We start from the raw sequence: 13591 nt of genomic DNA, 5'->3' as shown, positions 1-13591 counted from the left end.
CCCCCCCCCCCCCCCCCCCCCCGCGAAGGTCCACGACCCGTCGGACCGCGACCCTCGGACGACGACCGTCGGACCGCGACCCTAGGACGACGACGTGTCAGACCACGATCAGCGAGATGCCGTAGGCCACCGCCGCCGCGCAGGCGGCGAAGCACGCGTACGCGCCCGTCACCGCGAGGGCGGCCGAGCCGCCCTCGGCCGTCGCGCGTTCCCTGCGCGACAGGCCCATGACGCCGAGGGTGAACAGGGCGACGAGGCCCACGGTGACCACGAGGCTGACGCCGAACACGGAGCCCAGGGCTGCCCAGTCGATCTTCATGCCGGTTCTCTTCCTTCGTTCCGGTGGCGCGGGCTCAGACGGCCGCGGCCGGGGGAGCGGCTGGGGTGGGCGGCGCGGCCGGCGCCGGGATGGTGGCCGTCAGGTCCGTCGTGACGTCCTCGGCCGGCATGCCCGTGGGCGGCGGTGCGACCATGGCGATGGCCGTGGTGATCACACCGGCAGGCTCCTCGGACTCGTTGACGTTCGAGGCGTCGACGACCTCGCGACGGGAGATCTTCCAGATGGCCGCGCTGGAGGCGATCAGGAAGACGGCGACCACGCCCGTGCCCCAGTCGCCGAGCCCGGTGACCGACTCGGCGAGTGCGCCCACCAGGGCCGCGGCCGGGAGGGTCAGGCCCCAGGCGACGAACATGCGGGTCGCCGTCGACCAGCGGACCACGCCGCCCTTGCGGCCCAGCCCCGCGCCCATCACCGCACCGGAGACCGAATGCGTGGTGGAGAGGGAGAAGCCGAGGTGCGAGGAGGCCAGGATGACCGTCGCGGCACTGGTCTGGGCCGCGAATCCCTGCTGCGGCTGGAGGTCGGTCAGCCCCTTGCCCATGGTGCGGATGATGCGCCAGCCGCCGAGGTAGGTGCCGAGCGCGATGGCCAGACCGGCGGAGAGGATGACCCAGGTGGGCGGGTCGGAGTCGGGGGCCACGGCGCCGCCGGCGACCAGCGCGAGGGTGATGATGCCCATCGTCTTCTGGGCGTCGTTGGTGCCGTGGGCGAGGGAGACCAGGCCGGCCGAGGCGATCTGGCCCGCGCGGTAGCCCTTGTCCGCGGCCTTGCCGTCGGCCTTGCGGCCCAGGGTGTAGGAGAGGCGGGTGGCGAGCATCGCCGCGAGACCCGCGACGATCGGCGCGGCGATCGCCGGCAGCAGCACCTTGGTGACCAGCACGTCACCGTGCACCGCGCCCGTGCCGGCCGAGGCGATGGTGGCGCCGATCAGACCGCCCATCAGGGCGTGCGAGGAGCTGGAGGGCAGGCCCACCAGCCAGGTCAGCAGGTTCCAGAGGATCGCGCCGACCAGGGCGGCGAAGATGACCTCGGGACGGATGCCGGTCTCGTCGACGAGACCCTTGGAGATCGTGTTGGCGACCTCCACCGAGAGGAAGGCTCCCACAAGGTTCAGCACGGCGGACATGGCCACCGCGACCTTGGGCTTGAGTGCACCGGTCGAGATGGTCGTGGCCATCGCGTTGGCGGTGTCGTGAAAACCGTTCGTGAAATCAAACGCAAGTGCGGTTACCACCACAATCGCGAGGATCAGCGAGAAGTTTTCCATTTACCCAGGCAATCGTTCGAAGTCATTGGCTGATTGACCGTAGGCAACCTGGGTGAACGGAAGATGAACTGAGGCGGGCGTCACGGTGACCGGATGGCGCGGTTGCGATATCGCCCGCGCGAGGGGCGCCGACGGCCCCCGGGCGCGCCTGGCAGGATCGCGGCATGGCTGAGCATCGAGGCGAGCGACCGGACGTCCGGCGGCAGGGGCGGCGGGCGTCCCCCGAAGAGGCGGCGGCCTGGGCGGAACTGGTGGCGGCCGCCCGCCGCACGGTCGCCGACGGGCTGGTCGTCGGCACCTCGGGGAACGTCTCGGTGCGCGTCGGCGACACCGTGCTCGTGACGCCGTCGGGCGTGCCCTACGACCGGCTCGCCCCGGACGACGTCACCGGCGTCGACCTCACCGGCCGACAGGTCCTCGGCGCCCTGGTCCCCACCAGCGAACTGCCCATGCATCTGGCCGTGTACCGGGCCACCGACGCCGGGGCGATCGTGCACACCCACGCCGTGCACGCCACGGCCGTCTCCACCCTCGTCGACGAGCTCCCCCTCATCCATTACATGGCGAGCGCGCTCGGCGGACCCGTCCGTGTCGCGCCCTACGCCGCGTACGGCACCGAGGAGCTGGCCGCGCACACGCTCCGGGCCCTCGAGGGGCGGTCCGGCTGCCTCCTGCGCAACCACGGCACCCTGACCCACGGCGCCGGCCTCGACCAGGCGTACGACCGCACGGCCCAACTGGAGTGGATGTGCCGCCTCTGGCTGGCCGCCTCCTCGGTGCCCGGCCGCACGCCCGCACTCCTGACGGAGGAACAGGTCGCCCGGGTGGGGGAGCGCCTGCGGGGGTACGGACAGCCGGGCTGACGGCCGGGGCCGACGGCCGGGCGGACGGCTGTCGGCCCCGCGTGCGTCACCCCAGGCGGCCGCACCACTGGCCGGTCGGCGGGATGGCCACGACACTGGGCTCGTGCGCACTGTCACAGCGACGGCCGCCGCCGTCACCGCAGCCCTGGCCGCCGGCGCCGCCGGTGTCGCCGCCGGGCGGTTCGCCAGCGACGCCGCGTTGAAGGCGCCGCCCGGCCGGCCCCTGCCCACCGAACCCCGGCTCACCGTGCACGGCACGGCCGCCGGGCAGGTCACCCTCACGCGCGATCTCGCGGCCCTGCGCCCCGGCGCCTACGGCCTCTCCGGCAACGGCTCCCACGCCGTCGTCGGCCCGGTCCTGCCCGACGCCCCGCGCTCCGCCGACACCGTCGTACGCCGGCTGGAACGCGTCACCCACGGCTCCCTGGACGCCGGCGACGCGGTCTGGCTCACCCCGAACCTGTACGTGGGCGACCCCGGCAGCGCCCTCGGCCTCGACCACGCCGACGTCGACGTGCCCGGCGAACTGGGCAGCCTGCCCGCCTGGTTCGTCCCCGGAGCCCGGCGCACCTGGGTGATCGCCGTGCACGGTCTGGGGACCACCCGGGAGCACGCCCTCAACCTCATCGGCTTCCTGCACGGCGCCCGCCTCCCCGTGCTCGCCCTCGCCTACCGCGGCGATCTCGGCGCGCCCCGTTCCCCGGACGGCCTGAACCACCTCGGCGCGACCGAGTGGCGTGACCTGGACGCGGCGATGCGGTACGCCGCGCGCTACGGCGCCCGGCGCGTCGTCCTGCTCGGCTGGTCCACGGGCGCCGCCATGGCCCTGCGCGCCGCCGCCGACTCAGGCCTGCGCGACCTGGTCTCGGGACTCGTGCTGGACTCCCCGGTCCTCGACTGGCGGTCCACGGTGCGCGCCCTCGCCGCCGCCCGGCACACGCCCGCCGCCCTGCTGCCGCTCGCCGTCCGCGCCGCCGAGGGCCGCACCGGCATGGCGGGCGGCGCGCCCGGAACCGGCGGCACGGGCGGGCCCGGCGGCGCGGACGGCAGCCCGGCGCGGCTGCGGGTCCCGACCCTGGTGTTCCACGGACCCGACGACACCGTCGCCCCCTGGGCCGACAGCCGCCGACTTGCCGACCGCCGCCCCGACCTGGTCGCCCTCCACACCGTCCCGCACGCCCCGCACGGCGCCATGTGGAACCCGGACCCCCGCGCCTACGAGGAGACCCTGCGCCGCTTCCTGACCCCCCTGATGTGACCCGCCCCCGACCCACACCCCCTGCCAGCCCGGCCCGCCCCTGCCTGCCCGCCCCCTCCCCGCGCCCCGTGCCCCGCGCGCGCTTCGGGCGACGCCTCCGTCCCGCGACCTGGCGGCTGGGGCCCCGTTCCGCGCCTGGCGGCCTGTTGCCCTGGGCGCGCGCTTCGGGCGACGTCTCCGTCCCGTGCCCTGGCGGCCGGGCCCCCGTTCCGCGCCTGGTGGCCGGTGCCCTGGGCGCGCGCTTCGGGCGACGCCTCCGTCCCGTGCCCTGGCGGCCGGGCCCCCGTTCCGCGCCTGGTGGCCGGTGCCCTCGGTGCGCGCTTCGGGCGACGCCTCCGTCCCGCGCCCTGGCGGCCGGGCCCCCGTTCCGCGCCTGGTGGCCGGTGCCCTCGGTGCGCGCTTCGGGCGACGCCTCCGTCCCGCGCCCTGGCGGCCCGGCCCCCGTTCCGCGCCTGGCGGCCGGTGCCCTCGGCGCGCGCTTCGGACGACGCCTCCCTCCCGCCTTCTCGCCCCCGCGCCTCCGGCCTGCCCCCTGGCGCCGTGCCCCCGGCCTTCGCCCCCGGCCTTCGCCCGCCCGGCCTGCGCCCCTGCTGCGCGCCCCCGGCCCGACCCCTGCTCCTGCGCCCTCGCCCCGAACCCTCGGCGCGCTGCCGGCCGCGCCTCCGCCCCGCGCTGGGGGTGCCTCCCGGTCCGTGGCGGGTGAGCGGCAAAACCCCGGCGAGGCGGCGCGCCGACGCCGTCCCGGCGCGTTCCGACCGGAGCGGGACCGCTCGTTCCGTTTAACCCGGTACCACTGGCCTGAAGACGACTCCGCGGCCCTCACGGCACCCCGTGCGCAGGGCGGTCCCGCGGCCCGCCGAGCCATTCCGTTTGGGTTTTCGGACCGTCAACCGGAAGACTGCACCCGTGACGTCCCGTATCCCGCGCGACTCCAGGCTTCGACTCGTCCGCCCGCGACCCCTGGCCGCCGCCCCCTCAGCTGTGAACGAGCGGCGCCCTCGCCGCCCCGCACCCCGCCCGCCGGAGGGCACTCCGGCGCCCGCGGAGCTGGCCAGAATGGCGCGCTCCGGACTGGCCGCCGCGGCCCGTGTCGCCCGCTGGGCCGACAACGCCCTCGGCCCCGGCCGAGACGCGGCGACGGCCGACGGCAAGGCCACCCTGTCGGAGACGACCGCCGAACGGGCGGCCTCCGATCTGGGTCTGACGACCGATCGGATCCGCGCCGACTGGGACACCGCCCGCCTCGCCGGACTGGTCGAGGTGCACGGGGACAGCGCCCGCCCCGGCTGGCGGCTGCGCGCCTGGGACCGTGACGACAGTGCCGTCCTGCGCGGCTGGGTCGCCCTTTTCGACGCCTGGTCGCTCGCCTCACCGGAACCCGAGGAGCAGGAGCCGGCCGCCGTCGCCGAGGTCGTCTCGGCCATGCCGCAGGTGCTCTCCTTCCTCCAGCTGTCCGCGGGGCCCGTCCCCGTGGAGCAGCTTCTGGACCTGCTGCGCCAGCGCGTCACCGAACTGCGCACCGAGCGCTGCGAGGTGCCCTACGGCGCCGGGTCCGAACCCACGGCCCCGCTCGCCCCGGTCCCCGTCGACGCCGACCCGGCGGAGCCCGCCCAGGACGCCGAGCTCGCTCCCCTCCTCGACTGGGCCCTGCATGCCCTCGCCTCGGTGGGAGCGCTGACCTGCGGCGGCGGGCAGGCCACCCTGACACCGCTGGGCAGCTGGGCGGTGTGGGTCAAGCTGGAGCAGATCTGCGTCGCCGCGCAGAGCCCCGCCGGCAACATCGAGCAGTCGGCCGAGGGCATGCTCCGCGGCTGCGCCCAGCTCCGGCCGAACGCGGCCCGCGCCGAGTACCGCGCCTGGCTCGCCGCCCGGACCGTGGGCAGCGCCGTCAACGAACTGCTCCTCGCCGCCCGCGGCGACGACGCCCTGCTGCGCGGACTCGCCTTCGAGGCGCTGCGCGTCGTCGGCGCCCCCGCCGAGCCGGACGTCCGCGCCGTCGTCGAGGAGCCGGCCCTGCGGCCGTACGCCCTCCTGTGGCTCGCCGAGCACGACGGCGTCGACCCGGAGGACGCCCACGAGGTGCTCACCCGGGAGGAGGCCACCTGGCTGTGGGTCGACACCGCCGCGGCCGTCGCCGACCACGGGGAGGCGCCCATGCTGGTACGTCACCTGGAGTCCGCGCTGCAGCCGACCGTGCCCGCCCTGCTGACCGAGGTGCGGGCCGTAGGGCACCCGCGCACCGTGCAGGTGCTGGTGGCGCTGGCCGCCGCGCATCCCGATCCGGCGCTGGCCAAGGCGGTCCGCCGGGCCGCCTTCCAGGTGCACACCGGCGGCAGCTGACCGCGGGGCGACCGAGCGCGGGCGGCCGGCCGGCCGTAAGGCTGCGGGCTGCGGGCTGCGAGGCGCCCTGCCGCGAGTCGGCGGACGGGCGCTCAGCCCGAGGTCTCGGGCGCGTACGTGCCGAAGCTCCAGATGTTGCCCTCGAGGTCGCGGGCCATGTAGTCGCGCGAGCCGTAGTCCTGGTCGGTCGGGGGCATCAGGATCTCCGCGCCGTGCTCCGCGGCCCGCCGATGGTGTGCGTCCACGTCGTCCACCACGACGTAGACGCCGGCCGGGCCCGCTTGCTCCATGGCCGTGTCGAAGACGCCGCCGCGGCCCTTCGAGCCGAGCATCACCGCGCCGTTGCCCTGCACCAGCTCGGCGTGCAGGACCTTGCCGTCCTCGCCCTCGTACACGGACAGTTCGGTAAAGCCCAGGGCCTCTGTGAGCTGCCGGATCGCGGCCTTCGCGTCGGCGTACAACACCGTCGGGAAGACGCTCGGGCGCCCGCCGTTCGTGCCTGCCATGCCGATCACTCCCTTGTGAACCGTGCCGGATCTGTGCCCGCCGCCCAGTCTGGCAGCCGCCACCGACAACGCCCCGCGACGACGCCTCCCACGAAGATCGAACACCTGGACGCAGAAAAAGTGCTTGCACGATCCCGTTAGAATGGCCCCCATGGCCATTCTCCTCGCGCATTAGACGGCGGGAACGTCCTCAGCCGCCCATCCCGCCAACGACCCCGCACTGGAGTCTGTCCGTGATCTCCGCCTCCGGCATCGAGCTGCGCGCCGGCGCCCGCATCCTCATCGAGAACGCCTCCTTCCGTGTGGCCAAGGGCGACCGCATCGGTCTGGTCGGGCGCAACGGCGCCGGCAAGACCACGCTGACCAAGGTCCTGGCCGGCGAGGGCATCCCGGCGGGCGGCACCGTCACCCGCTCCGGAGAGGTCGGCTACCTCCCGCAGGACCCCCGCACCGGCGACCTCGACGTCCTCGCGCGCGACCGCATCCTCTCCGCGCGCGGCCTCGACGTCCTGATCCGCAAGATGCGCGAGAACGAGCAGCGGATCGCCAACGGCTCGGGCGCCACGCGCGACAAGGCCATGCGCCAGTACGAGCGCCAGGAGACGGAGTTCCTCACCAAGGGCGGATACTCCGCCGAGGCCGAGGCCGCCACCATCGCCGCCGCGCTCAACCTGCCCGACCGGGTGCTCGGCCAGCCCCTGCACACGCTCTCCGGCGGTCAGCGCCGCCGCGTGGAGCTCGCCCGCATCCTCTTCTCCGACGCGGACACGCTGCTGCTCGACGAGCCGACCAACCACCTCGACGCCGACTCGATCGTCTGGCTGCGCGACTACCTCAAGACCTACCGCGGCGGCTTCATCGTCATCAGCCACGACGTCGACCTGGTCGAGACGGTCGTCAACAAGGTGTTCTACCTGGACGCCAACCGCTCCCAGATCGACGTCTACAACATGGGCTGGCGGCTCTACCAGCAGCAGCGCGAGTCCGACGAGAAGCGCCGCAAGCGGGAGCGGCAGAACGCCGAGAAGAAGGCCGCCGCACTGCACTCGCAGGCCGACAAGATGCGCGCCAAGGCCACCAAGACGGTCGCCGCGCAGAACATGGCCCGCCGCGCCGACAAGCTGCTCTCCGGCCTGGAGGCCGTGCGCGCCTCCGACAAGGTCGCCAAGCTCCGCTTCCCCGAGCCCGCCCCCTGCGGCAAGACGCCCCTGATGGCCGAGGGCCTGTCGAAGTCCTACGGCTCGCTGGAGATCTTCACCGACGTCGACCTGGCCATCGACAAGGGCTCGCGCGTCGTCATCCTCGGTCTGAACGGCGCCGGCAAGACGACCCTGCTGCGGCTGCTCGGCGGCGCCGAGCAGCCCGACACGGGTGAGGTCGTCGCCGGTCACGGTCTCAAGCTCGGCTACTACGCACAGGAGCACGAGACGCTCGACCCGGAGCGCACGGTCCTGGAGAACATGCGGTCCGCCGCCCCCGACCTGGACCTGGTCGAGGTCCGCAAGACGCTCGGCTCGTTCCTGTTCTCCGGCGACGACGTCGACAAGCCCGCCGGCGTCCTCTCCGGCGGTGAGAAGACCCGGCTCGCCCTCGCGACCCTGGTGGTCTCCTCCGCCAACGTGCTGCTGCTCGACGAGCCCACGAACAACCTCGACCCGGCCAGCCGCGAGGAGATCCTCGGCGCGCTGCGCACCTACAAGGGCGCGGTCGTCCTCGTCACCCACGACGAGGGCGCGGTGGAGGCGCTGCAGCCCGAGCGGATCATCCTGCTGCCCGACGGCGTCGAGGACCTGTGGGGCGCCGACTACGCGGACCTGGTCGCCCTGGCCTGACCGGCGGCCGGCGGGAGTCCCGCGGAGTCCGGCGATCCGCCGCGAGGAGACCCGGGCCGATGCGTGATCCGGAGTGGTGGATCATCCGTCTGGATCATTCGGCCTACCGGTGATCCATCATCTGTGTGAGATCTCCTCGTATCGAGGTGTGTCCTACATCCATTTCGCGGCCGATCCCTTTGTCGACAGGGGGTCGGCCGTCGTGCGTCTCTGACCTGCCCTTTCGCCGAACAACCCGTTCGGCCGTACGAACGCCGTCGGCTGGAATAAGGGATTCCGTTTGTGGGCGTCCGCTCCCGTCGTCAAAAGCCTGTCGCACGGACCTTGCCGAATGGGTGGCCATCGGGCCGCTGAGGGGTGATCATGAGGAGACCAGAGCGCACTTCCCATGAGGAGGCACGGGTGGCCGAGACTCTGAAGAAGGGCAGCCGGGTGACCGGCGCCGCGCGCGACAAGCTCGCGGCAGACCTGAAGAAGAAGTACGACTCCGGTGCGAGCATCCGGGCGCTGGCCGAGGAGACCGGCCGCTCGTATGGCTTCGTGCACCGGATGCTCAGCGAGTCGGGCGTCACGCTCCGTGGGCGTGGCGGGGCGACTCGAGGCAAGAAGGCTGCCTCGTCCTGACCGGGGGCGGCCCATCGGCTTCGACGGTGGTCACCCGGTCGGCGTCCTTCCGGGTCCTGTGAGGGGCCCGGGAGAACCTGAGACCGGCCGGGTGGTTACTGTGCAGTCACTTAGCTGACCGCTAGCTGACCGCACCCACCGGAGGCGCCCCATGGCCACGCCCGACCAGGAACTCGTTCCCCTGCTCGACAAGGACGGCGTACGGCTCACCGTCGACGACACGCTCGCCACGGTGACGCTGGCCAACCCGGCCAAGCGCAACGCGCAGAGCCCCGCCATGTGGCGGGCGCTCGCAGAGGCCGGGCGGCTGGTGCCGGGCTCCGTCCGCGTGGTCGTGCTGCGCGGCGAGGGCAAGTCCTTCTCCGCGGGGCTCGACCGGCAGATGTTCACGCCCGAGGGGATCGAGGGCGAGCCGTCCTTCATCGATCTCGCACGCGGTGACGACGCCGAACTCGACGCCGCCATCGCCGGGTTCCAGGAGGGCTTCACCTGGTGGCGGCGCAACGACGTCGTGTCCATCGCCGCCGTCCAGGGACACGCCATCGGAGCGGGCTTCCAGCTGGCACTCGCCTGTGACCTGCGCGTCGTCGCGGACGACGTGCAGTTCGCCATGCGCGAGACCAGCCTCGGCCTCGTGCCGGACCTGACGGGCACCCACCCCCTCGTCTCCCTCGTCGGCTACGGCCGCGCGGTCGAGATCTGCCTCACCGGCCGCTTCGTGCACGCCGAGGAGGCCGTGAGCACCGGGCTCGCCAACATCGCCGTTCCCGTGCAGGACCTCGACGCCACGGTCCGTGAACTGGCCACGGCGATCCTCGCCGCGCCCCGCGAGGCCGTCATCGAGACCAAGGCGCTGCTGCGCGGCGCGGGCGACCGCACCTACGACGCCCAGCGAGCCGCCGAACGCGCAGCGCAGGCGCGCCGTCTGCGCGACATGGCCGGCCTGGGGGAGTGACCACCGGCTGACGCCGCCGCCCGGCGTTCGCCGTGACCCACCGTGCGACCCGTGCGACCCGTCCGGCCGGCGGCGCGGGCGGGCGTGCGCCGGCCGCCCGCGCCCGTCGCCCGCGCTCAGTCGACCGCCGTCACCAGCACGGTGACCGTCGGACGGTCCGCCAGGGCCGCCGACACGGCGGTGCGGACCGCGAGCGCCACGTCCAGCGTGCGATGGGTCGCGGCCGCGGTGATCTCCAGCTGGACGTGGCGGCGCGGCAGAGCCGCCGTCGAGTCGTGGCGCTCCTCGAGCCGGACCGCCCGCCCGAGGACGCCGCTCGTACCGGTCACCCCCGGCACCGCCAGGGCCGCCGCGACCGCCAGAGCCTCGTCGCCCGCCGGCTCGGCGCCGCCCGGAGCCGGTGCCGACGCCGGTGCGACACCCGGCCCGGGCTGCTGGCCGGCCCCCGGTCCCGGTCCCGTCTCGGCGCCCGTTGCGGTTCCCGCGGTCCCCGTCTCGGCGCCCGTTGCGGTTCCCGACTCCACGTCCGGCCTCACGATGTCCGGCCTCACGGTGTCCGGCCTCACGACGTCCGGCCTCGCGCTCGCGCCCGACTCCACGTCCTGCCTCACGCCCGCGCCCCTGCCCGCCTCGACGTCCGGCCTCGCGCCCGTACAGGTGCCCGTCTCGCTCTCCGGCGCGGTGTCGAGCAGCTCCGTCACCCGCAGGTCGACCTCCGACACCACCAGTCCGAGCCGCTGCGTGGCAGTCGTCGCCAGGACGCTGCGCAACCGCGCGGTCGTCGTCGGCAGCGGCTCGGACGCCGACGCCGCGCACTCCGCGCTCACCCGCAGGGGCCCCGGCGGCAGCGCACTCGGCGGAGCCGGCACGGCGGACTCGAACGGCCTGTCCGGGTCGGCGAGCCCCAGCCGCAGCACCCCCAGCCGTACACCCGTGACGTTGTGCGCCGCCCGGCGCAACACCGCCTCCGCCGCCGCCTCGGTGAGCCACGCGCCGTCCCGCGGCCCGCCGAGGGGAAGCAGTCTGCCGAGGCCCAGCCGGCGCCGCACCGCGCCCGTCCATCCGTCCGACGTCATTGCTCCAGCCTGCCGCATCCCCGGAGCGAGGTCGGGCAACCGCGCTTACGGTGGTCGGAAGGGACGACGAAACGAACCGGACGTAAGGACGTACGGCGATGAGCGAGTCGATGGAGCAGCAGATCCGTACGCAGACCCCCGACAGCGGGACCGAACCGCTGCAGACCCGTAAGGCGGCCCGGCGCGGCGGCGGGGCGCCGGCGACCCGCGGGCGGACCACCATCGCCGACGGTGTCGTGGAGAAGATCGCCGGCCTCGCGGCCCGCGACGTGCTCGGCGTCCACGCCATGGGCAGCGGCATCAGCCGTACCTTCGGCGCCGTGCGCGACCGGGTGCCCGGCGGCTCGAAGTCGGTCTCCAGGGGCGTCAAGGCCGAGGTCGGCGAAGTGCAGACGGCGCTCGACCTCGAGATCGTCGTCGACTACGGCATGGCCATCGCCGACGTCGCCCAGGCCGTGCGGGAGAACGTGATCGCGGCGGTGGAGCGGATGACGGGCCTCGAGGTCGTCGAGGTCAACATCGCGGTGAGCGACGTCAAACTGCCCGACGAAGAGGACGAGGAGCCGGAACCCCGGATCCAGTGAGACGCAGACGGCGCGAGACGGCCGGGTGACCGGACCACCGAGGGGAGAGCACCTTGAGCAGGGCCGTGGTCGGCATGATCGCCGGCATGGCGCTGGGCTTCGCCGGGTACTTCGGCGGGTTCGGGGCCTTTCTGCTGGTGGCGGCGCTGGGCGTCGTCGGGTTCGTCGTCGGCAGGTTCCTGGAGGGGGACCTGGAGCTCGGCGACTTCTTCCGCACCCGCGACGACCGGCGCCGGTGAACCCTGTGAGCGGGGGAAGCGACGGCGGTGACGGGTACGGCGCACGCCGGGCCTCCGGCGTCGCCCCGGGCGGACGCGGCGCGACCCGCATCGCCGACCGGGTCGTGGCGAAGATCGCCGCCCAGGCCGCGCGGGAGGCGGTGGGCCCGCTGCCGCCCGACGTCGGCCGCCCGCACGCCACCGTCGTCGTGCGCCCGGCGCACCCCGGCTCGGGCGGGGGAAGCCCCGTCGACGCCGCGCACATCCATGTCCATCTCGAACTCGACTACCCGAGCGACCTCGGCGCGCGCTGTCGCGCCGTGCGTCGGCATGTCACCGAGCGGGTAGGCGCATTGGCGGGAATGACGGTTCCGGAGGTCGCCGTCCAGGTCGAACGGCTCCACCTGGCGCCGGACCCCGGTGCGGCACACGGGAGGCTGCGATGAGCGAGCCGGGCGGCCGGCAGAACGGCACTGCGCACGTCCTGGAGAAGACGCCGGCGGAGGTCCCGTCCGGCCGGGTCGACGGCGGCCGCGCCGACCACCGGTTCTGGTCGGCGCGCCGCGTCCCGGCCGGCGTCGTCGCGGTCCTGCTGGCGGCGGCCGCGGGCGTGTTCCTCTACGACGTGGTCGCCGTCCGCGTCCACCGGCCCGCCATGGCCTGGCGGCGCGGCCTCGCCCACCAGCTCGCCGAGCGCCCCGTCGACGACACCTGGGTGCTCGTCGGCGCCGGGGTCGCGGCCGCGCTCGGCCTGTGGCTGGTCGTCCTGGCCGTCACGCCGGGGGTCCGGCAGATGCTGGCGATGCGCCGCCCCCGCCCCGATGTGCGCGCCGGCCTGCATCGTGCCACCGCCGCCCTGGTGCTGCGCGACCGCGCCATGGAGGTCGCCGGCGTGCGGTCGGCGCGGGCGCGCGCGGGCCGTCGCAGGGCCGACGTGTCCGTCGTCTCCCACTTCCGCGATCTGGACGACGTCCGCGCCGACCTGGAGTCCGTCCTCACCGAAGCGGTCCGAGGCCTGGGGCTGGTCCGGCCGCTCGCGCTCTCCGTCCATGTGCGCCGGGCCGGGAAGAAGGGGTGAGGGCGATGCCGGGGACCGTCAACCGTGTGCTCCTCGCCCTCGTCGGACTGGTGCTGCTCGCCGTCGGCGGCGCGGTGCTGGCCGTGGGGCTCGGCGCGCCCCCGCCGCCTTGGTGGCTGCACGACGGCCCGCACGACGCGCTCCTCAGCGCCGCCGAACGCACCCGCTGGCGAGGCGAGGCGTGGTGGTGGCCGACGGTGATCGCCGTCCTGGCCCTGCTCCTCCTGCTCGCGCTGTGGTGGCTGGGCGCGGTCCTGCACCGCCGTCGGCTCGCCGAGGTCCTCGTCGACACCGGAGACGGCGCGGGAGCGCTGCTGCGTGGTCGCGCCCTGGAAGGGGTGCTGTCGGGTGAGGCGACCCGGCTGGCAGGCGTCGCCCAGGCGCACGTCCGGCTGACCGGGCGGAGCGAGGCCCCCGAGGCCCGTGCGCGTCTGCTGCTGGAGCCGCACGCGGAGCCGGTGACCGTCCTGGACGACCTCAGTGCCCACGCGCTGGCCCACGCGCGGGACTCCGCGGCGCTGCGGGCCCTGCCGGCCGAAGTCCGCCTGACGGCGGCCAAGCACAAGTCGGAGAGGGTCACCTGACCGACGCGGGCGGCGCGGGCGCACGCCCGTCCGCCGGCGCCGACGGCTCGCGCGGGGCCGCGCGGC

15 protein-coding genes are annotated in these 13591 nt (G+C 74.6%); 11 read left to right on the top strand and 4 right to left on the bottom strand.

Annotated features, from left to right (window positions below; translation table 11 throughout):
- Window positions 1-97: 97 nt before the first annotated feature.
- The gene (locus tag ACN6LD_RS37905) at window positions 98-319 is read right to left on the bottom strand and encodes a hypothetical protein (protein ID WP_057581292.1); all 222 of its coding nucleotides are present in this window, start codon (window positions 317-319) and stop codon (window positions 98-100) included.
- Window positions 320-353: 34 nt separating this feature from the next.
- Window positions 354-1607 (bottom strand): inorganic phosphate transporter, encoded by a 1254-nt coding sequence (locus ACN6LD_RS37900; protein WP_319192293.1) that lies wholly within the window; start codon window positions 1605-1607, stop codon window positions 354-356.
- 164 nt (window positions 1608-1771) lie between these two features.
- On the opposite strand from ACN6LD_RS37900, the gene ACN6LD_RS37895 reads away from it, so the two are divergent.
- From ACN6LD_RS37895 to ACN6LD_RS37885, 3 genes are all read left to right on the top strand, one after another.
- Window positions 1772-2470: a class II aldolase/adducin family protein gene (locus ACN6LD_RS37895; protein ID WP_319192294.1), complete on the top strand. Its 699-nt coding sequence runs from the start codon at window positions 1772-1774 to the stop codon at window positions 2468-2470.
- A 103-nt stretch (window positions 2471-2573) separates the two neighbouring features.
- Window positions 2574-3728, top strand: coding sequence for an alpha/beta hydrolase (locus tag ACN6LD_RS37890; RefSeq protein WP_445045523.1), 1155 nt, complete (start codon window positions 2574-2576; stop codon window positions 3726-3728).
- Between the two features lie 906 nt (window positions 3729-4634).
- The gene (locus tag ACN6LD_RS37885; protein WP_319192507.1) at window positions 4635-6068 is read left to right on the top strand and encodes a hypothetical protein; all 1434 of its coding nucleotides are present in this window, start codon (window positions 4635-4637) and stop codon (window positions 6066-6068) included.
- A 92-nt stretch (window positions 6069-6160) separates the two neighbouring features.
- On the opposite strand, the gene ACN6LD_RS37880 is transcribed toward ACN6LD_RS37885, so the two are convergent.
- A complete protein-coding gene (locus ACN6LD_RS37880) occupies window positions 6161-6574 on the bottom strand; it encodes a VOC family protein (protein WP_319192505.1) in 414 nt (137 codons plus the stop codon).
- A gap of 233 nt (window positions 6575-6807) precedes the next feature.
- Here ACN6LD_RS37880 and abc-f point away from each other — a divergent pair, with 233 nt between their 5' ends.
- The 3 genes from abc-f (at window position 6808) to ACN6LD_RS37865 (ending at window position 9985) form a co-directional block, all read left to right on the top strand.
- Window positions 6808-8406, top strand: coding sequence for a ribosomal protection-like ABC-F family protein (gene abc-f, locus ACN6LD_RS37875; protein ID WP_319192504.1), 1599 nt, complete (start codon window positions 6808-6810; stop codon window positions 8404-8406).
- 402 nt (window positions 8407-8808) lie between these two features.
- Window positions 8809-9030 (top strand): helix-turn-helix domain-containing protein, encoded by a 222-nt coding sequence (locus tag ACN6LD_RS37870; protein ID WP_004002281.1) that lies wholly within the window; start codon window positions 8809-8811, stop codon window positions 9028-9030.
- Window positions 9031-9181: 151 nt separating this feature from the next.
- A complete protein-coding gene (locus ACN6LD_RS37865) occupies window positions 9182-9985 on the top strand; it encodes an enoyl-CoA hydratase/isomerase family protein (protein WP_057581303.1) in 804 nt (267 codons plus the stop codon).
- A gap of 116 nt (window positions 9986-10101) precedes the next feature.
- Here ACN6LD_RS37865 and ACN6LD_RS37860 read toward each other — a convergent pair whose 3' ends face one another.
- Window positions 10102-11061, bottom strand: coding sequence for a hypothetical protein (locus tag ACN6LD_RS37860; protein ID WP_319192501.1), 960 nt, complete (start codon window positions 11059-11061; stop codon window positions 10102-10104).
- 110 nt (window positions 11062-11171) lie between these two features.
- Here ACN6LD_RS37860 and ACN6LD_RS37855 point away from each other — a divergent pair, with 110 nt between their 5' ends.
- Genes ACN6LD_RS37855 through amaP form a run of 5 tightly spaced genes read left to right on the top strand, consistent with a single transcriptional unit; the run spans window position 11172 to window position 13525 of the window.
- The gene (locus ACN6LD_RS37855) at window positions 11172-11645 is read left to right on the top strand and encodes an Asp23/Gls24 family envelope stress response protein (protein WP_319192510.1); all 474 of its coding nucleotides are present in this window, start codon (window positions 11172-11174) and stop codon (window positions 11643-11645) included.
- A 53-nt stretch (window positions 11646-11698) separates the two neighbouring features.
- On the top strand, window positions 11699-11884 hold the full coding sequence (locus ACN6LD_RS37850; protein ID WP_319192499.1) for a hypothetical protein: 186 nt from the start codon (window positions 11699-11701) through the stop codon (window positions 11882-11884).
- A gap of 5 nt (window positions 11885-11889) precedes the next feature.
- Window positions 11890-12309, top strand: coding sequence for an Asp23/Gls24 family envelope stress response protein (locus ACN6LD_RS37845; RefSeq protein WP_319192497.1), 420 nt, complete (start codon window positions 11890-11892; stop codon window positions 12307-12309).
- Window positions 12306-12941 (top strand): DUF6286 domain-containing protein, encoded by a 636-nt coding sequence (locus ACN6LD_RS37840; protein ID WP_319192496.1) that lies wholly within the window; start codon window positions 12306-12308, stop codon window positions 12939-12941. The genes ACN6LD_RS37845 and ACN6LD_RS37840 overlap by 4 nt, the downstream gene beginning before the upstream one ends.
- A 5-nt stretch (window positions 12942-12946) precedes the next feature.
- Complete coding sequence (amaP, locus tag ACN6LD_RS37835; protein WP_415924915.1) at window positions 12947-13525, top strand: alkaline shock response membrane anchor protein AmaP; 579 nt, start codon at window positions 12947-12949, stop codon at window positions 13523-13525.
- Window positions 13526-13591: the final 66 nt, after the last annotated feature.

Source organism: Streptomyces sp. SAS_272 (assembly GCF_052543235.1).
This window is presented reverse-complemented; position numbering and strand designations above follow the sequence as displayed.

What these genes read in the sequence shown, in the direction of transcription:
- ACN6LD_RS37905 (WP_057581292.1), bottom strand. Translation starts at nt 319, where the DNA reads ATGAAGATCGACTGGGCAGCCCTGGGCTCCGTGTTCGGCGTCAGCCTC.
- ACN6LD_RS37900 (WP_319192293.1), bottom strand. Translation starts at nt 1,607, where the DNA reads ATGGAAAACTTCTCGCTGATCCTCGCGATTGTGGTGGTAACCGCACTT.
- ACN6LD_RS37895 (WP_319192294.1), top strand. Translation starts at nt 1,772, where the DNA reads ATGGCTGAGCATCGAGGCGAGCGACCGGACGTCCGGCGGCAGGGGCGG.
- ACN6LD_RS37880 (WP_319192505.1), bottom strand. Translation starts at nt 6,574, where the DNA reads ATGGCAGGCACGAACGGCGGGCGCCCGAGCGTCTTCCCGACGGTGTTG.
- ACN6LD_RS37865 (WP_057581303.1), top strand. Translation starts at nt 9,182, where the DNA reads ATGGCCACGCCCGACCAGGAACTCGTTCCCCTGCTCGACAAGGACGGC.
- ACN6LD_RS37860 (WP_319192501.1), bottom strand. Translation starts at nt 11,061, where the DNA reads ATGACGTCGGACGGATGGACGGGCGCGGTGCGGCGCCGGCTGGGCCTC.
- ACN6LD_RS37855 (WP_319192510.1), top strand. Translation starts at nt 11,172, where the DNA reads ATGGAGCAGCAGATCCGTACGCAGACCCCCGACAGCGGGACCGAACCG.
- ACN6LD_RS37840 (WP_319192496.1), top strand. Translation starts at nt 12,306, where the DNA reads ATGAGCGAGCCGGGCGGCCGGCAGAACGGCACTGCGCACGTCCTGGAG.
- amaP (WP_415924915.1), top strand. Translation starts at nt 12,947, where the DNA reads ATGCCGGGGACCGTCAACCGTGTGCTCCTCGCCCTCGTCGGACTGGTG.